Source organism: Haliscomenobacter sp., from assembly GCF_033763495.1.
Classification (GTDB): domain Bacteria; phylum Bacteroidota; class Bacteroidia; order Chitinophagales; family Saprospiraceae; genus Haliscomenobacter.
Genome location: NZ_JANRKL010000031.1, coordinates 1 through 19,317, shown reverse-complemented (window position 1 = coordinate 19,317; position 19,317 = coordinate 1). Strand labels below are relative to the sequence as shown.

The window sequence follows — 19,317 nt, the reverse complement described above, 5'->3', positions numbered from 1 at the left end:
GAGAGCACTATGCAGAATTACTGCACTTTACTTTTTACCTTGAAAAAAAATTCTAAAGGACATGTCGCGCAACGGTCAAGCTTTTGATAGGTATTTGGAAATCAATAGAATATTTAATCTTCGCAAAGGGGAAACGGCCATCGTAACCACTGAAGAAATGTTGGAAAAACTGAACATCAGCGAACGGCAATGGCGTGAGGACGTAAAAAAGTTGAAAGAAATGGGCGCCCCCCTGGCCTATGATGGCCGCAAACGGGGTTGGCGCTACACCGAACCTTTTAATTTCTCCGACAATATCCCTCTGACGGTAGAAGATGTGTACAATTTGCGACTGGCGGTCAGCACCCTGGCTCAACTCAACCAGATTGCCGATTTTAAAGACCTGCCTGAAACGGTGAATAAAATCCGCAAGGCGGTGGGACGTTGGGTCGACCACGAGGCCCAACACAAAGCCATCTATTTCGATCCCCTGCCGCGTTACGAAGGGAGCCGCCATCTATCTTTTTTTATGGAAGCCATCGAAAAAGAGCGTCAAGTTCAGTTTGATTATTTGTCTTTTCAGGCTACCGCGCCTAAAAACTACCAGTTTGATCCCTATTTTTTGCGGCAGCACCACCAACGCTGGTATGTCGGCGGTTGGTCGCACGACCCCAACGAACAATTCATCCGCACGTTTCCACTGGAACGGATTGAAGGTGAGCCAGTTTTGACAGGCTCCTTCATCGATTTTGCGCAGAAACCCAAAGATTTTAACCCGGTCACTTACTGGCAGCATGTGATCGGCATCAATCGTCCCGCAAATAAGCCAGTTGAGGCGGTCATCCTCCAGTTCAATCGGGTCCAAGGCAAATATTTTGAATCCCAACCTTTTTATCAGCCTTATCAGATATTGGAAAAAACCGAAGAAAAACTGGTCGTACAACTGGATTTGATGATTGAAATTGAATTGAAACGCAAGATTGCTTCTTATGGGGATGAACTACTGGTGCTGAGCCCCCCAAGTTTGAAGGAGGAAATGATGAGCTTTTTTCAAAAGGCAACGCAGCACTATGTTGGCGAATAAAATGTGACCTGATGAAGGAAAAAACTTCGCACTGATTCCACACTACTGGACATTTTATTCGGAGGACATGAATTGCCACGTGCTTTAGCGCGTGGTTAGCAGGATTTTTTAAAAATGGGCTTTAGCCCTGATTTTCAAACCAGGGCTAAAGCCTAAATCAAGGTAGAATCCCAATCCACGAGCTAAAGCACGTGGCAATTCATGCCCTTCGCTTCTGAAATACAAAAATGTCCGGTAGAAAGCACTGCCTCAATACCCCTTCGCATCATCATCCGGATTCCGTGGATCCCCTGCTCCCTGCAACTTCCCACTCGGCAAACGCAAAATAGCCTTCACCACGGCCATGTAATTCACCTCGCGCAATTTATGGCCCAATAGCTCCAGCTCCTTGCGCAGCTCCGGCGTTAAAGCCGCTTTTTCCACCCAAATTTCGTCAGGCAACCATTGATTGTGGAAGCGCCCCGCCTTGATGGCCTCATCGATGGGCATTCCAAATTCCATCACATTCATCATTACTTGAAAGACAGCGGTGATAATGGTTGAGCCGCCCGGTGCACCAATCACCAAAAACAATTGCCCATCCTTTTCCACGATGGTTGGCGACATGGCGCTCAACATTCGTTTGTTGGGCTGAATCGAATTGGCTTCACTGCCCACCAGGCCAAATTGATTGGGCACACCTGCTTTGGCACTAAAATCGTCCATTTCGTTGTTGAGCAAAAAGCCGGCACCGTGCACCATTACTTTGTTGCCAAAATTGGAATTCAAGGTGGTCGTAACTGCTACCGCATTGCCTTCGGCATCTACCACGGAGGTGTGTTCCGTTTCAAAACTTTCCTTACTGATGCTGCGGAAATCTCCGGCCAGAATATCTTTACTGAGGGTAGCCTTGGTGGGATTGAAGTTGGCCATGCGTTGACGCAGGTATTTGTCGTTCAGCAGGGAATCCTGAGGTACCTTGAAAAAGTCGGGGTCACCCATGTACTGAGCCCGATCAGCGTACACCCGGCGTTCTGCCTCCGCCATCACATGGACTGCGTTGAGGGACTGAAAGCCCCATTCTGCCAAAGGGAAACGTTCCATCATTTTCATCAATTGCAAAATGATGATCCCACCACTGGACGGGGGAGGCATAGATACGATGTGGTAATTTTTGTAGTTGGCGCTAACCGGTTCCCGCCAGCGGGCCGCATAATTTTTTAGGTCATTATGCGAAATGAGTCCATTCCCCCGGGCCATTTCGGCTACGATGTAATCGGCAGTTTGACCTTTGTAAAAACCAGCCTTGCCCTTTTTCTGGATGCGTTCCAGGGTGGCAGCCAAATTGGGTTGAATCAACAAATCGCCCAATTTCCAGGGTTCAGCTTTGACCAGTGCATTGTCATCGGCATTGTACTTTTTGAAATTGGCCTGGTTGCCATTGAGGCGATCCACTTCGCCTTGGGTAATGGAGTAGCCTTTTTTGGCCAAATCAATGGCCGGTTGGATCAGGGTTTTGAAGGGCAATTTCCCGTATTTTTTATGGGCAGCAATCATTCCTGCCACCGTGCCGGGTACACCAGCTGCCATATGCCCTTCGGTGCTGAGGCGTGGCACCACATTGCCCAGACTATCGAGGTACATGTCCCGGCCTGCTTTGCCGGGGGCTTTTTCCCGATAATCAAGTGCGTTGAATTGGCCATCTTTGGTGCGCAACACCATCAATCCTCCTCCGCCGATATTTCCGGCCCGGGGATACACTACGGCGATGGCAAACTGAACAGCTATGGCGGCATCCACAGCATTTCCACCTTGTTTTAAGATGTCGAGGCCAACCTGGGAAGCAATGGGATGTGGGGCAACCACCATCGCCCGATCGGCAATGGTACTTTTGCTGATCGGGTAAATTCCAGGCTGACTAGTATTTTGGGCATACCCTATTGATGGTAAAAAGGATTGAAAAAGCAGAAAAAAAAGAAAAAATGAAAAAAAAGTACGACTTGGTTTCATTTTGGCACGATTATTTGAATAGAGAAAAGTGTAAAGCGAATAGCGAAAAGTAAAGTAAAATAATCAAGCTAAAATGCTTCGTCGATTTTACAATTTGCCTTTTGCTTATTCGCACACAACCGTTCAAAGATAAAAAAAGTCAAGAAAATGTTTTTTGACGCCAGGACAAACCAGTTACCCATAAGAGTACAGTGATGTTGACTTGCTTTTCACTATTCACTTTTAAAGATAACTGATTAATGGGTTTAGTTACTGGCTTTATGTGAAGGCGCCTCCCCAATGCTAGGAGTGGGGGAGGCGCATCTTTTTTTTGGTTAAAGCTTGAATTCGTTTTTTAGGAATAGAATTCTGAATAAATGTATATTTTACAACAAAAATCAATCGGTCCTTTCGGTTCACTGCAACACTTTAATTCCAATCTTTGTCTATCACAGTAATTTTGGCGTCATACACAGCTCCGAATTAATTGATTCATGAAGTACATCTACTGCTTGCTGCTCTTTTTGCTCGTTTCCTCCGGGTACGAGATTCAAGGCCAAACCCGGATTTTTGGCAAAATCATTGATTCAAGCAGTCAAATTCTACCTCGTGCTACTACCGCATTGTATGTTGTTCAGGATTCTTCCTTGTACGGCTATGATTTGAGTGATGATGCTGGATTGATTGAATTGTCGGGGGTGCGACCGGGCTTGTATCGCCTGCAAATCAGCTATCTGGGTTTTGAAACCTGGGAAAAAGTCCTCAGCATCGAAAAAGGAACCCGCGAAATCAACCTGGGCGATATTCAGCTCAAAACGAAACAAAATCTCCTGCAAACCACCGAAATTACCGCCAACCGGATCCCCATCACCGTGCGTGGTGATACCCTGGAACTGAGTGCCAACTTGGTCAAAGTACAGGCCCACGACGCAGTGGAAGACATGCTCAAAAAAATGCCAGGCATGGAACTCGACCCCGACGGTACCCTCAAAGCGCAGGGTGAAGACATCAAAAAAATCATGGTGGATGGCAAGGAGTTTTTTGGGACCGACATCAAAATGGCCCTCAAGGTATTGCCTGCTGATGCGGTAGACAAAATTCAAATCATCGATAAAAAATCCGACAAGGCGGAATTTTCCGGGATTGACGATGGGCAACGGGAAAAAATCCTCAACATCAAAACCAAACCCGATCGGCAAAAGGCCAATTTTGGCAAATCAACTCTCGGTCTGGGCCCTCCGCAACAATTTGATGCAGTGGGCACCTTGAATAAATTTTCCCCAAAGCGCCGCCTGACAGGCACCTTGTCGGCCAACAACGTCAACCGCAACGGCAACAACGATGTGTCGGAACGGGGTTTGACAGAATCCAATGCTTTGCCTTCGGGAGGGCTCAACACCAACGTGAATACCGGTTTGAATTTTTCCCAGGAATTGCCCCGCAAGTGGCAGATTTACGGCAATTACCGCTTGAATTTGTCCGATCGGAATTTGGATCGAATCGCCAGGGTGGAGCGCTACCTGGCAAATCAGACCATCATCAATCAGGACACCAGCCAAAGCGACAACTTTAGCCTCAATCAAAACCTCAATCTTACTTTTGAATCCAATCGCAGAGATACCTTATGGGGCTTTCGATTGGTCGGGGGCATGTCCATGCGCAATGGCAACAATGTTTTTGATTTCCAATCCCTCGCCAGTGATCTGTCAACCGGGCCTCGGAATACCAGCATGCGGACCAACCGGGGTGAAAGTGAAAACCTGGGTGGCAACCTGGAATTCACCTTTCGCAAACGATTAGGGAAAAAGGGCCGCAACCTGAACCTCGACCTGGATTGGGATACCAATGACAACCAAAATTTATCCACCAACCAATCGCGGAATTTCTTTTTTGCCACCGCCACGGCGGCTGAACGGGAAGTGTTGATTCAACAGGAACGCAATACAGGGAGTGATTCCGAAAACTGGAGTGCACAAATTTCTTTTAGCGAGCCCCTGAGCAAACGTTTTTCCCTGCACACAACGTACAATTATCGTGCTTCGGTCAACAACGACAAACGCTTGGTTTCGGACGTTCAAGATTCAGGACAGTTGTTGCTCAATGAGCAGCAAAGCAACCATTTATTGAGTGACGTATTTCGCCACAACACCACTTTAGGCGTTCAGGCGGATTATAAAAAACTGGACTTTGGGGCCCGGGTACGTTGGGAAAACACTTTTTTGCGGGGTGGTCTGTTTTTACAAGAAGCAGCGGTCAATCAACGCTACGATTATTTGTTGCCTTCCTTTAATTTGACCTACCGCCCCAAACAATCCAAAACGATTAGCTTCAATCTGGATCAAAACTTGAATTTACCCAGCATCCGGCAATTGCAACCCGTACCAGAAGTAACCGATGCCCTGCGGTATTACATTGGCAACCCCACCCTCACGCCAGAGTTGCGCTACAATGGCTCCTTGCGTTACAATTTATTCGATTCCAAAAAGGGGACTACTCTCCTGTTTAGTTTGAATGGGACATTGACCACCGATAAGATCCAGACGGTTCAGGAGGTAGATGAACAATTGGTGACCAAATCCACGCCCCAAAATGTCAGCAACGATTATTCCACAAGCAGCAACATTTATTATGTATTTCCGGTGAAAGTCTGGGGAATCCGCTTCAGTATGGGGACGGATCACGGCTTTGGCCGCAACCTGACTTTCATCAACCGCTTGCAAAATACCACCTATTCGCGGCGGCATGGTGCCAGTTTGTCCATCACCAACCAGAAACAAAAAAAATGGGAATGGTCGATCAGCAGCAGAATGAACTTTACGGCCAATACGTATTCCACCAATGCGGAATTGAACCGCAATTTTTTACAAAATACCTTTGGTTCCTACCTGCGCAAACCTTTTGGCAAGGAAAAATTCAGTGTGGAGTCACAATTCAATTACATCGTGTACAGTGGTTTGGGCGATGGATTTCAACGCAGTTTGCCCATTTGGAATGCCTCTTTTAGCGCTTATGTTTTGGAAGGCAAAAAAGGCCAGTTGCGTCTTTCCGCTTATGATTTGCTTGGCCGCAATCAAGGAGTCAGCCGCAATGCTCAGTTGAATACCCTGGTGGATGAACAGGTGAACGCGCTGTCGCGGTATGTGATGTTGAGTTTTTCGTATTTGGTGCGGAATGGGGGGAAGAAGAAGTAAACTAAGGTGCCTCTCTGGTGTCTTCAGTTCCTTAGGTGGTGAAAAAGAAAAAGCCTTGCGAAACAAGGTATTAATTTCACCACCTAAGAAACCTGAGGCACTTAAGAAGCACCTAAGCAGGTTTTATCTGCCCGTATAATTCCAGGGTGTAATGTTCCGCAATTCAAATTTGATCGCCTGACTCACCTCCAAGGTATCAATAAAGGCATGAATGTCCTCCGCCGTTATTTTAGCCTTGCCCCTAGTGAGGGCCTTCAGTGCCTCATAGGGCTCGGGGTAGGCTTCGCGGCGCAGGATGGTTTGAATCGCTTCCGCTACCACCATCCAGTTGTCTTCCAAGTCCTGGCGCAATTGAGCCTCATTGAGTACCAATTTACCCAAACCCTTGCGGATGGATTGAAAAGCAATCAAGGTGTGTGCAAAAGGCACTCCCAGATTGCGCAGTACGGTGCTATCCGTCAAATCTCGTTGTAGGCGGGAAATCGGCAATTTTTCCGCCAAATGGGTGAAAACAGCATTGGCCAAACCGAGGTTGCCCTCCGCATTTTCAAAATCTATAGGATTGACTTTATGCGGCATCGCAGAAGAACCCACCTCACCGGCAACTACCCTTTGTTTGAAATACTCCATCGAAATGTAGGTCCAAATGTCACGGCACAAATCAATCAAAATGGTATTGATGCGCATGAGTGCCTGACACTGCGCGGCCAGGTTATCGTAATGCTCAATTTGGGTGGTTGGCTCAGAGCGCTCCAGGCCCAGATCATCGTGCAAAAAAGCCCAGGCGAATTGTTGCCAGTCGATGTTGGGATAGGCTACATAATGCGCGTTAAAATTGCCGGTCGCCCCACCAAATTTGGCACTGTGGGGGATGGCTTTCAGCAATTCCAGTTGCTGATCCAAACGAGCAACAAAGACCTGGATTTCTTTACCTAGTCGGGTAGGGGAGGCTGGTTGCCCATGGGTGCGGGCCAACATGGCAATGTCAGCCCAGGTTTCGGCCATCGTGGCCAGTTCATTGCGCACCTTTCCCAAACCGGGGTAATATTCCTGTTCTAACGCATGGCGGGTGGAGAGGGGAATGGCGGTATTGTTGACGTCTTGAGAGGTCAGACCAAAATGGATGAACTCCTTGTAGCGTTGCAAACCCAACTGGTCAAATTTTTCTTTCAAAAAATACTCCACTGCTTTTACGTCATGGTTGGTGATGCGCTCAATGTCTTTGATGCGTTGGGCATCTTCCAGCGTCATTTGATTGCTGATGCGCGTCAAATCAGCTATTCTTTCCTCCGGAAAAGAAGCCAATTGCGGCAGAGGGTAGCGCACCAGGGCAATAAAATATTCCACTTCTACCAATACGCGGTATCGAATCAGCGCGTATTCGGAGAAAAAGTTACTCAGGGCGGCAGTTTTATCGGCATAGCGGCCGTCGATGGGAGAGATTGCGGTTAGCACGATTTTGTAAATTATAAGTGAGGAGTGATGAATGATGAATTGGTGGCTGAGTAATGATTTAATGTCGGAATTACATCCCATTAAATTCATCACTCACCATTCATCACTCATAACTTTTAAGCAATTTATCAAAGTCAACATGCTCGTGGAATAATTCAACGGCACGTTTGGTTTTCCAGGGAGTACGGTTATTGATCTTGACCTCGATGCGGGTGATTTTCACCACGGACCCATACGTATCCAAAGTGGTGGTGATGACTGGAATTTTGTGTTTGGAAAAATAAGGGTGGTTCAAATCCGCCAAATCCAGCCAGCGGTGATGCCGCCCATCACTGGTCACAATCACCCCGGACAAGGGGGAAGTTTTTAAATTTTTCATTCTGGCTACCGATTCCACTTTTTCAATGACTTGATTGAGGCGAATGGAACTGGTGACCAAGAGGAGGTTTTCAAACTTATGAAATTCATCTACATCCACTAGCGAGCCAGCAATGATGTCTTCGACTTTATTGTTCATGCAGTCTTCATTCATCAGGATTTTGCCATCAACCGCTTTGCGGATCATTTCCATGATGGGAAGAGACAGGGATTGTTCATAAGGCAGGAGTCCCAAAAGTGGATAACCCATCTGATCCAACTTGCGCTGCAAGTAAAATCTGGTTTCATCCATTTTTTCCATCCTGACTTTGTTTACAATCACTCCCACAATAGGCACATTTTCTTCTCTGAACAGGGCTGCACACATGTTCAACATGTCAATGGTGCTGCCAATGCCTCCTTCCACCACCATAATGACACCAGCATCCAGGATTTTGGCAACTTTGGCATTGCTCAGGTTGACAATACTGCCTACCCCTGGGTGCCCGGTGCCTTCATACACCACAATGTCGTATTGTTCACTTAAAACTTTTTTGGCTGCGAGGAGTTTTTCTTCAAAGTGATAATGATCCGGGTGATCCAGAAAATCTTTGGTCACTCCCCGGCCAATGATCACCGGGCTGTGCAAATCAGGAATGATTTCAAATCCGGTTACTTCGGAAAACAACACTGCATCTTTATCCGCAGTAATTCCGTTAATGGTTACGTGCTGCTGTCCAACAGGTTTACAATAGCCAGTTTTAAAACCTTTTTCAATGAAATTGGCGACCAAACCCAATGTAGTAGTGGTTTTGCCAACATGTTGGCTGGTTGCAGCAACGTATATGTTTTTCATTCTTTTTCGTTTCAAAGCGGTAAAGATACGCCAGGACAAGCTGAGGGTGTGCGTGTGCATGCGGATGTTTTATCTTTTTTTTTTCTAAAATTTATACTTTTGTCCCGTCGAAATAAAACGAATCCTTTTTAAAACGAAACAATATGTCGAAGAACTTGCTCATTGTAGAGTCGCCAGCAAAGGCCAAAACGATCGAAAAGTACCTGGGAAAGGATTTTACGGTGCGTTCGAGCTATGGTCACGTGCGAGACCTTGACAAGGGCAATCAGGCGGTGGATGTAAAGGATGGTTTTCGGCCTAAATACACCATATCTCCAGAGAAGCACAAGGTAGTTAAAGAGTTAAAAGATTGGGTCAAGAAGGTTGATGAGGTGTGGCTGGCAACGGACGAGGACCGTGAAGGAGAAGCCATTTCTTGGCATTTGTGTGAAGTGTTGGGCCTGGATCCCAAATCGACCAAACGCATTGTCTTTCGCGAAATCACCAAACCCGCCATTGAAAAAGCGGTTAAACAACCCCGTACAGTTGATCTGAACCTGGTCAATGCCCAACAAGCCCGAAGGGTTTTAGACCGTTTGGTGGGCTTTGAACTGTCTGAAATTTTGTGGAAAAAAGTCAAAGGTAAACTTTCCGCAGGCCGGGTTCAATCCGTAGCTGTGAAGTTGGTGGTGGAAAAAGAACGGGAGATCAACAATTTCAAGTCCGAACCTTACTTCAAAATTGACGCCTTATTTAATGTAAAAAATGAACAAGGTCGTACGGTAGGGCTAAAAGCTGAAGGCCCTGATCGCCTCAAAACGGAAGGTGACGCTGAAGCATTCCTCAAAAAATGCATCGGTGCCGAATACAAAATCCGCAGCATCGAGGTCAAGCCGCTCAAACGCCGCCCCACTGCACCCTTTACTACTTCTACTTTGCAGCAGGAAGCCAGCCGCAAATTGGGCTTTTCGGTGAACCGTACCATGGTGACTGCACAAAAGTTGTATGAAGCGGGTTTTATCACTTATATGCGTACAGATTCGATTAACCTGAGCGAATCGGCCATTGCTTCGATTGCCCAGGAAATTGAAAAACAATTTGGTAAACAATACGTCGAAATCCGCCGCTTCAAAAACAAATCAGCCAACGCCCAGGAAGCTCACGAAGCGATTCGTCCAACTTATATTGAAAACCAGGTCATTCCAGGAGATCGCGACGAAAAGCGCCTCTACGAACTGATCTGGAAACGCACCATTGCCTCACAAATGGCGGAGGCAGAACTGGAAAAAACCGTAGTTGACATTGGTATCTCTACCCAACCCGCAGCAAAATTGCAGGCCGAAGGTGAAGTATTGAAATTTGATGGTTTTTTGAAGGTCTATCTCGAGTCCAACGACGATGAAGAGGAAGACGAAGAGCACGGCGTTTTGCCTCCATTGAAGGTTGGGCAATTGTTGCCGCTTAACTTTATGACTGCCACCGAGCGATTCACTCGTCCGGCTGCTCGGTACACCGAAGCAGGATTGGTCAAAAAACTGGAAGAACTGGGCATTGGTCGTCCTTCTACCTATGCACCTACCATTAGCAAAATCATGGAAGAAGGCCGTGGTTATGTGGTGAAAGAAAACCGTGATGGTAACCCACGCCCATACCGCGAATTGACCCTTAAGGATGCCCAGATCAGCAAAAAAGAGTTGTCGGAAATGACCGGGGTCATCAAAGGCCGTTTGTTTCCAACCGATATGGGTACCACGGTGAGTGACTTTTTAGACCAACATTTTGATAAAATCATGGACTACAAGTTCACTGCCGAAATCGAAAAGTTGTTCGACGACATTGCTGGCGGTAGTCGGGAGTGGACCAAAATGTTGGAAACCTTCTATTGGCCCTTTCACGAAGTGGTAGAAGAAACCATGGCCAATGCCGACCGCCCTACCCGGGAAAGGGTTTTGGGCAAAGAGGAAGGCACTGGATACTCCGTCCTCACCCGCATGACCCGCCTGGGACCAGTGGTTCAAATTGGCACACCTGAAGAACTGATTCCGGGTGAAAAACCCCGTTATGCCAACCTCAAACCTGGCCAATCCATCGATACCATCGAAATGGAGGAAGCAATGAAACTGTTTGAGTTGCCGAAAATTTTGGGTGATTACAAAGGACAGGAAGTGGCCGTGGGTACTGGCCGTTATGGCCCCTATGTCCGTTTTGGGGAGAAATTCATTTCGATTCCCAAAGGTGAAGACCCCTTGAGTGTGGGTATGGAAAGGGCGATGGAGCTGATTTTGGAAAAAGAGAGAATCGATGCCCCTGTAGCAACCTATAAAGGGTTCCCCATTACCAAAGGCACTGGTCGTTTTGGGCCTTTCATCAAATGGAATGACACCTTTATTAATGTACCCAAAAAGTACAACCTCGATACCTTGACCCCTGAGGAGATGCACGAACTCATTGAAGCCAAAATGGAAAAAGAAGCCAACCGCTTCATCCTGAACTGGCCTGATGAAAAAATCAGCATTGAAAATGGTCGTTGGGGGCCTTTCATTCGTTTTAAAAAAGACATGCTGAAATTGCCACGGCTCGATGGTAAAAAAATGGAGGCCGAAGATGCAGCATTGCTTTCGCTTGAAGAAGTGAAAAAAATAATTGAAGAACAAGTTCCCGATGCTTTTGCAAAAAAAGCGCCAGCAAAAAAGGCTGCTGCAAAAAAAGCGCCGGCGAAGGGAACAAAAACCAAAAAATAGTTGAGAAGGTTGAGGAGTTAAGTACCCTGCGCTTCGGCTACGCTCAGCGACCGGTACTTAACTTCCCAACCTCCCTCAACTTTCAAAAACATCCACAATGGACGATAAGAACAATCCAAACCAGATCAACATCGAATTGCCTGAAGATATCGCAGAGGGGACCTACTCCAATCTGGCAATTATTTCACACTCCCATTCAGAATTTGTTGTTGACTTTGTAAGACTGGTACCCAACGTACCCAAGGCTAAGGTAAAAGCTCGCATTATCTTAACTCCCGATCATGCCAAACGCCTGATGCGGGCCCTGGCAGACAATGTCAAACGGTATGAGGCCCAGTTTGGGGCAATTGACGAGCAAGAACAACCTCCGTTTCCCCTGAATTTCAGTACGCCGAAGGCGCAAGCATAATAAAAAAAATTCCAACCAGAGTCATCCCGGATTTTTGAAAGGACAAACCGGATCATTGGATTGATTTTACCAGATTTTGGCTTTCAAAAATGCGGAATGACTCTGGTAGAAACCCTAAAAACCAACACCTATGTTTCCCAATACCATCATCTTTATCGACGCCGGCCACGGCGGGCTCAACCGCGCCGGAGAGTACACGACTGCGCCTGCCAAGATGTTTCGCCATGCCCGTGGGACTTTTCATCAGGGAAGTACTTTTTTCGAAGGAGTATGGAACCGGGTGTTGACCAATCAGGTGATGCGGAAACTGGATCGTTTGGGCATCACTTACATGCCCTTGCACCATGACTACCTGGACAATTCCCTACAGCACCGGGTAGATATGGCCAATTGGTATGGCCGGAAGTTTGAGCGCAGCTTGGTTATTTCCACTCATGCCAATGCTTTCACTTCCCATACGGCAAGGGGGTTCGAGATTTATACTTCGCCTGGAGTCACTGAATCCGATAAAGTCGCTTCCATTCACTGGAAAAATGTCAATTCCTTGCGGACATTGTACCCTAAAGGCACCTCGATTAACATGCGGACCACCCCCAGCGGTAGTGAGCACGACAATGAAGCCAACTTTTATATTCTGCGCAAAACCAATATGCCCGCCATTTTGGTCGAGCACCTTTTTTTCGACAACTACGAGGATGCTCTATTGTTGATGGACGACAACATCATCGATCTTTTTGCGGAAGCCCAAGTACGCACCATCATTGAGTATTTCACTGCATAAAACACCCGGCTATGTCCAACAAGGAAATTGCCAAAGTTTTTCAGTTCCTTGGCGACATCATAGAATTGCACGGCGAAAACCCCTTCAAAATTCGCTCCTATCAAAATGCTTACCTGACCCTCCGGAAACTGGAGCGGCCACTTACCGAAATGTCTGCGACAGACATCGGCGCCATCAAAGGGGTAGGGCAAGCCATCGCCGAAAAAATCCGCGAATTGTTGGATACGGGCAAAATGAGTACCCTCCAGCAATACCTCGACAAAACGCCGGAAGGAGTGCAGGAAATGCTGCACATCAAAGGTTTTGGCCCTAAAAAAATCAAAGTTATTTGGTCAGAATTGGGTATTGAAACCATAGGCGAGTTGTTGTACGCCGTCAATGAAAACCGCCTGCTTGAGTTGAAAGGTTTTGGCGAAAAAACCCAAAACGAGCTTCGACAGCAATTGCAGTATTTCCTCAAATCGCGCAATCAGTTCCACTTCGCCACCCTGGAAAAAGAAGGGCTTCAAATACGGGAAGCCCTACAAAAAGTATTGCCCGAGGTAAAAATCGAATTCACTGGTGCTTTTCGGCGTTGTGCCAATGTGCTTGAATCCATAGATTTATTGCTAGGCACCAAAACCGAGATAGGATCGGTTTTAACCCAAATTGGGTTACAAAATATCCAAAGCCAGGCAGATTGTACCAGTGCATTGTCCATCAATGAATATCCGGTTCGGGTTTTTCAATGTGCTGCTGCTGAGTTTGGCTCCAAACAATTCAAATATTCAGCTGCGCCAGCCTTTCTCCAGGCATTTTTGGAAAAATACCCTGACCAGGATTTCCGGGATTTGGACGAGGAAGCCGCTGTTTTTGCCAAAGTCAATCAAACGTTTATCCCCGCTGAATTGCGCGAGGAGGCCTGGGGCTTGACCCGCCCGGTTCCTGTTCTGGTAGAAAGCCAGGACATTAAAGGGGTTGTACATAGCCACTCTACCTACAGCGATGGGATCAATACCCTGCGCGAAATGGCCGAATACAGCAAAGCCCAAGGTTATGAGTACTTAGTGATGAGTGATCACTCCAAATCGGCCTTTTACGCCAATGGTCTACAACCCGAAAGAGTACTCAACCAAATGGCGGAGATAGATGTACTTAATGGTGAACTGGCCCCTTTCCGCATTTTTAAGGGCATTGAAAGTGACATCCTCAACGATGGCTCCCTGGATTACCCCGAGGACATTTTAGCCAAATTTGAAGTGATCATTGCTTCGGTTCACTCCAATTTGCGCATGGACGAGGCCAAGGCCACCCAACGAGTAATTAAAGCTGTTGAAAATCCCTATACCAGAATCCTGGGGCACCCAACCGGGCGTTTGTTGCTTTCCCGCCAGGGATACCCGCTGGACCACCCAAAAGTGATCGATGCCTGTGCCGCCAATGGAGTAGCGATTGAGTTGAATGCCAGCCCATATCGACTCGATCTGGACTGGACCTGGATTCCTTATGCTTTGGATAAAGGGGTGCTCATTTCGATCAATCCGGATGCACATAGTAGACAAGGTATTCACGACATTCATTACGGTGTTTTATCCGCCCGCAAAGGTGCATTGAGTGCGGCTCAATGCCTGAATGCAAAGGGTGTTAACGACTTTGTAATGTGGATCAATTCGCGCACGAAGTAGCTATTTTTCATTAAATTTGCCCGCTAAAAGGGAATTGGTTTAAACCTTTTGAACAGTTCTTTAGTTTTTCATCATAAAACTCACAAAAATGTTGCAGGCTATTCAAAAAGCAAGCATGATTTTGTTGCTGGCAGCGGCAGTCTTCGCCTGTCAGAACAACAAGGATAAGGAAATTCGCGAAGAAGCTCAGGCAGCGGTAACTGGCGAGGTACAACCCATCGAAGCTACTGCAGAGCAACCACAAAGCACCGAGGTTCCATCTGGTCCCGTGACGTCGATCGAGTTCCTGGGAGGTGACCGATTCAATTTTGGCAAAATCAAAGCTGGTGCCAAAGCGCGTCACGTATTCAAGTTCAGAAACACTGGCAAGGAACCTCTGATCATTGCTGATGCCAAAGCATCTTGTGGTTGTACAACCCCTAGTTGGCCAAAAGAACCAATCGCTCCCGGTAAGACAGGTGAAATGGTCGTAGTGTTCGATTCTTCAGGCAAGTTTGGTGGCCAAAGCAAACGGGTTACCATCGTAGCCAATACCAACCCACCAGAAACTTACTGCTATATGGAAGGTGAGGTGGAAGAGGACCCAGCTGCGGCGAAACAACAATAGACTTGAGGCAATTTGCTTATCAAGCAATTGATGATTTTTTATTTTCGAGTGACGAGTTCCGAGTACATGAGTAGCGAGTTTTGAAGTAAAGTAAGAATTTTGAAGTGAGCCGGCGCAGCGATTTATACATAGTCTTGACCTAAGTCGCTGCGGCAGCTCACTTCAAAACTCGCTACTCATGTACTCGGAACTCGTCACTCAAAAGAACTCTGTGCCAAAATTAATAGGCACTTCTTTAATTACCTGATAAGCAACTCCCCCTCAACTCCTCAAACCTCCCTTAACCTTCTCTATGCGATCCTACTTCTCTCTGATCACGTTCAGCCATACCATTTTTGCAATGCCCTTCGCTTTGTTGGGTTTTACCTTGGGGACCTTGCAATCTGACACGGGATTCAGTTGGAAAACCCTGGGACTGGTTGTATTGTGTATGATTTTTGCACGTAGTGCCGCGATGGCTTTTAACCGGTACCTGGACCGGGATATTGATGAGTTGAACCCAAGGACCAAAGTGCGCGAAATTCCTTCCGGGGTAATTGCTCCCCGCTCAGCCCTTTTGTTTGTGATTGCCAATTCCTTGCTTTTTATGCTGAGTGCCTGGTTCATCAATCCACTGTGTTTTTACCTTTCGCCAGTTGCACTTCTGGTTGTTTTGGGGTACAGTTATACCAAAAGATTCACTTACCTCTGCCATTTTGTATTGGGTTTGGGACTGGCTCTTGCGCCGATTGGCGCATATTTGGCCACTGGTGGAGGTTTCGACCGGATTCCATTGTTGTATTCCTTTGCAGTATTGTTTTGGGTTTCGGGCTTCGACATCATCTACGCATTGCAGGATGAAGAGTTCGACCGGACACAACAACTGAACTCCATTCCCGTTGTTTTGGGCCGGAAAGGGGCATTACGCCTGTCGGAGTTCCTGCACCTGCTCAGTGCTTCCATGATTCTTTGTGCTTGTTGGCAACAAGGTTTGTTTTACCAGCAGTTTCGCTGGCTGCACTGGTTGGCTGCAGGAGTGTTTATGACCATGCTGCTGTATCAACACACGCTGGTAAAACCAAACGATTTGAGCAAAGTGAACCGGGCATTCTTCACCACCAATGGGATTGCCAGCCTGGTTTTTGGCACTTTGGTGATTTTTGACGTGCTTTTTTAGAAAAATTTGTGCTTTTTTCTTCCCAACAGCGTTTACTCACCTCTTTTTTATACTATTTATTTCAAATTTTTACGTTTTAACTAGCAGTATTTTCCTTTTTGTAATATTTTTACCTGTTGAGGGCTAGGTACCTTTACCAACTCTCACTTTTCCACAGCAAATCCCTTTGGTATGAGACCACACAATCTGAAAGCTTGTTTTCTGTTCCTTTTTCTTCTGGCCATGGCCACCCTGCATGCCCAAACCACTTTCCGGGGTTTGATGCGCAAGGCAGACCAATTGTATGAAACTAATGCATTCGCCCCAGCTGTCGATGTGTATCGGCAGGCTTTAGAGAAAGATGCCACTGATCCCGATGCATTGGGAAAATTGGCAGAATGTTATCGCTTGCTCAACCGCCTCGATGAAGCGGAGGCCACCTATCTCAAATTGATTCGGAGCCGCAAATATCAAGACCGCCAACTACTTTTGTACGCACACTGTTTAAAGGGCCTCGGGCGTTATGACGAAGCAAAGGTCTATTACCAAAGTTACGCCAAAGTCAATCCAACGGTAGGCAACCAGTTTGTGCAAAGTTGTGATTTTTCAAAAACGAATCTGAACATCCCCACCGCTTATACGGTCATTACCGAACGGATCAACAGCACGAGTTCGGATTTCGGTCCGGCCTTTATGAATGATCAATTGATTTTTGCATCCTTGCGTACGGAGGGTCAGACGTTTAGTTCGACCAAAAGTTCCTTGTATTCTGCCGGAATGGGTTCCGATGGTTCTTTGCAGCCTGCCATTGTAGTACGCCCTGGCATCAGTGATTTCAGCATTGGCCCAGCTTCTTTTTCTTCGGATGGACGCAACGCAGCAACCACCAAAAATAATTTTACACCTGGAGTTAGACAAATTCCAGGCACTGGCCTCGATCTGAGCATCATCCTGGCCGATGTCAATTTCAACGGCTCCTGGTACAACGAGCGCGCATTCACCAACAACGACACCAAAGGCCGTACAGGATTTCCATGCCTGACTCCTGATGGCAACGCAATGTTTTTCGCCAGTGATCGTGAAGGCGGATTCGGTGGCTGGGATTTGTACATCTCTTACAAGGAAGGCGCCAACTGGTCCAGACCCATCAACCTGGGCCCTGCAGTGAATACGCCTGGGGATGAAATCACACCTTATTTTGACGGGATAAATTTGTACTTCGCATCCGATTATCACCTGGGTTTTGGTGGTTTCGACGTCTTTATGGCGGAGCAAGGAGAAGGCCGTTGGTTGAAGTCAACCAACCTGGGGCAACCTGTCAACTCCTCAGCGGACGACTACGGAATGATTATGGATTCTTACCGCAATTTTGGTTATATGGTTTCCAACCGTAGCGGTGGTGTGGGTATGGAAGACATCTATCGGGTGACCAAAGGTGGCTCAAATGTAGTTGTGAACCCCGGTACCAATCCAGGCACCAACCCGGGAACTGGTAACCCCAATACAGGCAGAACCCGCATCAGAGTGTTCAGTGGTTCCGATGGCATTGCTTTACCTGGGGCCTCCGTAGACCTGACCAATTGTATGCGTGGCGTCAGCAACTACATCCTTCTGACCGATGCGCAAGGTTACATCGATTTGCCAGTTGGTGCAGGAACCGAGTGCGAAGTGACTGTACGTGCAGATGGATACATGCAATTTCGGGGCGCAATGTCGGCCTATTTTGCGCCCAATCGCGACATTGAAATTCCCTTGACCAAAGCAGGGGAAGAATATTTTGGTCGTGTAGTGAACAGCAATTCCCGGGAATTTATCCCGAATGTTCAAATTGCTGCCCGCAATACCTACACGGGCAATATAACCCGTACTGCTACGGATTATTCGGGCAATTATGTGCTGAGTTTGTCGCGGAATACTCCCTACACGATTACTTATAGTGCACCAAATTACAATGAAGAAACCCGCAGCATCAATGTGCTCAATGGTACTGACCGCACCATTCTTGGGGTAATGAACATGGTTCCACTGGGCAATGGCGGCTGGAACACCAACCCTGGAACTGGTAACACGGGCAATACAGGGAACACTGGAAATACAGGCAGCCAGTTGGAACGAGCTGGTTTTGCCATTCAGGTATCCGCCGTTTCTGGCCAACCTGACCTGTCCAAATTCAGCAACTTGCGCAGCATTGCCAGCGTATATACCAAAAATGAGGCTGGTAAAAATAAAATCAAGGTAGGCAATTTTCCTACTCGTGAGGAAGCGCAACGGCAATTGGAAAATGTGAAACGAATGGGGTACCCCGGTGCTTTCATTGTAACCGATGATGGAGTATCACTTACCAGTTCTTTTCCACCCAGCAATCCACCCGTAAGTACCAACCCACCGCTTACCAATCCACCGCTTACCAATCCACCAATAACCAATCCACCAGTAACCAATACGGGAGGTCGCTTCATGATCCAATTGGGTGCATACCGGGATCTGCGTAATTTTAACGGGAGCAAACTTGTGGGTATGGGCACTGTTATGGATCGACCACGTCAGGATTTGACCATTAAACTGTTGTGCTGTTACAATTCAGCTGCAGAGGCATTTAATGCACTAGGCAGGGTGCAACAGGCCGGATTTAGCGGCGCTTTTGTTGTGGAAGATTTGAACGGGCAATTGGTGAGAGCGAAGTAGTCAGCTCATTATTGAATGAATAAAAAAGGGCATTTTGCAAGAATTTCTGGATTCTGCAAAATGCCCTTTTTTATTTCTGAAAATAAAAACCCCCGACAAAAATTGGAGGATTGCCGGGGGTAAGGATTTTTATCAATCAAAGATTAAAACCAGCGATTAAGCAAGTTTCACCTCTACTGCATTCATTCCTTTTCTGCCATTTTCGACTTTAAAAGTGACAGCGTCACCCTCACGAACTTTGTCAACCAAACCCGTGACGTGTACGAAAAATTCCTCCTTTGAGGCATCATCAACGATGAATCCAAAACCTTTGGATTCGTTGAAAAACTTTACTGTTCCAGTATGCATTGGAAAAAACTAAAATGGTGATATGGCGATTTGCCAGGACAAAGATACACCTTTTTTGCTAAGAAATTGATTTTCATG

At 46.8% G+C, this 19,317-nt stretch carries 13 protein-coding genes; 9 read left to right on the top strand and 4 right to left on the bottom strand.

Features of this window, described 5'->3' with window-relative positions; genetic code table 11:
• Positions 1 to 61: 61 nt before the first annotated feature.
• Complete coding sequence (locus tag SFV55_RS03100) at positions 62 to 1,063, top strand: helix-turn-helix transcriptional regulator (RefSeq protein ID WP_320027994.1); 1,002 nt, start codon at positions 62 to 64, stop codon at positions 1,061 to 1,063.
• Between the two features lie 249 nt (positions 1,064 to 1,312).
• Here SFV55_RS03100 and ggt read toward each other — a convergent pair whose 3' ends face one another.
• On the bottom strand, positions 1,313 to 3,052 hold the full coding sequence (ggt, locus tag SFV55_RS03095) for a gamma-glutamyltransferase (protein WP_320027993.1): 1,740 nt from the start codon (positions 3,050 to 3,052) through the stop codon (positions 1,313 to 1,315).
• A gap of 473 nt (positions 3,053 to 3,525) precedes the next feature.
• On the opposite strand from ggt, the gene SFV55_RS03090 reads away from it, so the two are divergent.
• On the top strand, positions 3,526 to 6,222 hold the full coding sequence (locus tag SFV55_RS03090) for an outer membrane beta-barrel family protein (RefSeq protein ID WP_320027992.1): 2,697 nt from the start codon (positions 3,526 to 3,528) through the stop codon (positions 6,220 to 6,222).
• Between the two features lie 123 nt (positions 6,223 to 6,345).
• Here SFV55_RS03090 and purB read toward each other — a convergent pair whose 3' ends face one another.
• Together purB and SFV55_RS03080 are read right to left on the bottom strand one after the other, a co-directional pair.
• The gene (gene purB, locus SFV55_RS03085; protein WP_320027991.1) at positions 6,346 to 7,677 is read right to left on the bottom strand and encodes an adenylosuccinate lyase; all 1,332 of its coding nucleotides are present in this window, start codon (positions 7,675 to 7,677) and stop codon (positions 6,346 to 6,348) included.
• A gap of 103 nt (positions 7,678 to 7,780) precedes the next feature.
• Entirely contained in the window at positions 7,781 to 8,890 is a 1,110-nt protein-coding gene (locus tag SFV55_RS03080; RefSeq protein WP_320027990.1) for an AAA family ATPase, read from the bottom strand.
• Between the two features lie 143 nt (positions 8,891 to 9,033).
• Between SFV55_RS03080 and topA the strand changes: the two genes are divergently transcribed.
• The 7 genes from topA (at position 9,034) to SFV55_RS03045 (ending at position 18,891) form a co-directional block, all read left to right on the top strand.
• Positions 9,034 to 11,610 (top strand): type I DNA topoisomerase, encoded by a 2,577-nt coding sequence (gene topA / locus SFV55_RS03075; protein ID WP_320027989.1) that lies wholly within the window; start codon positions 9,034 to 9,036, stop codon positions 11,608 to 11,610.
• A 97-nt stretch (positions 11,611 to 11,707) separates the two neighbouring features.
• Positions 11,708 to 12,019, top strand: a complete 312-nt coding sequence (locus SFV55_RS03070) for a DUF3467 domain-containing protein (RefSeq protein ID WP_320027988.1) — start codon at positions 11,708 to 11,710, stop codon at positions 12,017 to 12,019.
• Between the two features lie 130 nt (positions 12,020 to 12,149).
• A complete protein-coding gene (locus SFV55_RS03065) occupies positions 12,150 to 12,800 on the top strand; it encodes an N-acetylmuramoyl-L-alanine amidase (RefSeq protein WP_320027987.1) in 651 nt (216 codons plus the stop codon).
• Between the two features lie 11 nt (positions 12,801 to 12,811).
• Positions 12,812 to 14,464, top strand: coding sequence for a helix-hairpin-helix domain-containing protein (locus tag SFV55_RS03060; protein WP_320027986.1), 1,653 nt, complete (start codon positions 12,812 to 12,814; stop codon positions 14,462 to 14,464).
• Between the two features lie 88 nt (positions 14,465 to 14,552).
• On the top strand, positions 14,553 to 15,071 hold the full coding sequence (locus SFV55_RS03055; protein ID WP_320027985.1) for a DUF1573 domain-containing protein: 519 nt from the start codon (positions 14,553 to 14,555) through the stop codon (positions 15,069 to 15,071).
• 292 nt (positions 15,072 to 15,363) lie between these two features.
• Positions 15,364 to 16,227, top strand: coding sequence for a UbiA-like polyprenyltransferase (locus tag SFV55_RS03050; RefSeq protein ID WP_320027984.1), 864 nt, complete (start codon positions 15,364 to 15,366; stop codon positions 16,225 to 16,227).
• Positions 16,228 to 16,398: 171 nt separating this feature from the next.
• Positions 16,399 to 18,891, top strand: a complete 2,493-nt coding sequence (locus SFV55_RS03045) for a carboxypeptidase regulatory-like domain-containing protein (RefSeq protein ID WP_320027983.1) — start codon at positions 16,399 to 16,401, stop codon at positions 18,889 to 18,891.
• 156 nt (positions 18,892 to 19,047) lie between these two features.
• Here the strand turns inward: SFV55_RS03045 and SFV55_RS03040 are convergent, their stop codons facing one another.
• Positions 19,048 to 19,239: a cold shock domain-containing protein gene (locus tag SFV55_RS03040; protein WP_320027982.1), complete on the bottom strand. Its 192-nt coding sequence runs from the start codon at positions 19,237 to 19,239 to the stop codon at positions 19,048 to 19,050.
• Positions 19,240 to 19,317 lie beyond the last annotated feature (78 nt).

Bases quoted from the DNA above. Each gene is read 5' to 3' on its own strand.
- SFV55_RS03080 (WP_320027990.1), bottom strand. From the start codon at position 8,890: ATGAAAAACATATACGTTGCTGCAACCAGCCAACATGTTGGCAAAACC.
- SFV55_RS03045 (WP_320027983.1), top strand. From the start codon at position 16,399: ATGAGACCACACAATCTGAAAGCTTGTTTTCTGTTCCTTTTTCTTCTG.
- SFV55_RS03090 (WP_320027992.1), top strand. From the start codon at position 3,526: ATGAAGTACATCTACTGCTTGCTGCTCTTTTTGCTCGTTTCCTCCGGG.
- SFV55_RS03065 (WP_320027987.1), top strand. From the start codon at position 12,150: ATGTTTCCCAATACCATCATCTTTATCGACGCCGGCCACGGCGGGCTC.
- SFV55_RS03040 (WP_320027982.1), bottom strand. From the start codon at position 19,239: ATGCATACTGGAACAGTAAAGTTTTTCAACGAATCCAAAGGTTTTGGA.
- SFV55_RS03100 (WP_320027994.1), top strand. From the start codon at position 62: ATGTCGCGCAACGGTCAAGCTTTTGATAGGTATTTGGAAATCAATAGA.
- SFV55_RS03070 (WP_320027988.1), top strand. From the start codon at position 11,708: ATGGACGATAAGAACAATCCAAACCAGATCAACATCGAATTGCCTGAA.
- ggt (WP_320027993.1), bottom strand. From the start codon at position 3,052: ATGAAACCAAGTCGTACTTTTTTTTCATTTTTTCTTTTTTTTCTGCTT.
- topA (WP_320027989.1), top strand. From the start codon at position 9,034: ATGTCGAAGAACTTGCTCATTGTAGAGTCGCCAGCAAAGGCCAAAACG.
- SFV55_RS03050 (WP_320027984.1), top strand. From the start codon at position 15,364: ATGCGATCCTACTTCTCTCTGATCACGTTCAGCCATACCATTTTTGCA.
- SFV55_RS03060 (WP_320027986.1), top strand. From the start codon at position 12,812: ATGTCCAACAAGGAAATTGCCAAAGTTTTTCAGTTCCTTGGCGACATC.
- SFV55_RS03055 (WP_320027985.1), top strand. From the start codon at position 14,553: ATGTTGCAGGCTATTCAAAAAGCAAGCATGATTTTGTTGCTGGCAGCG.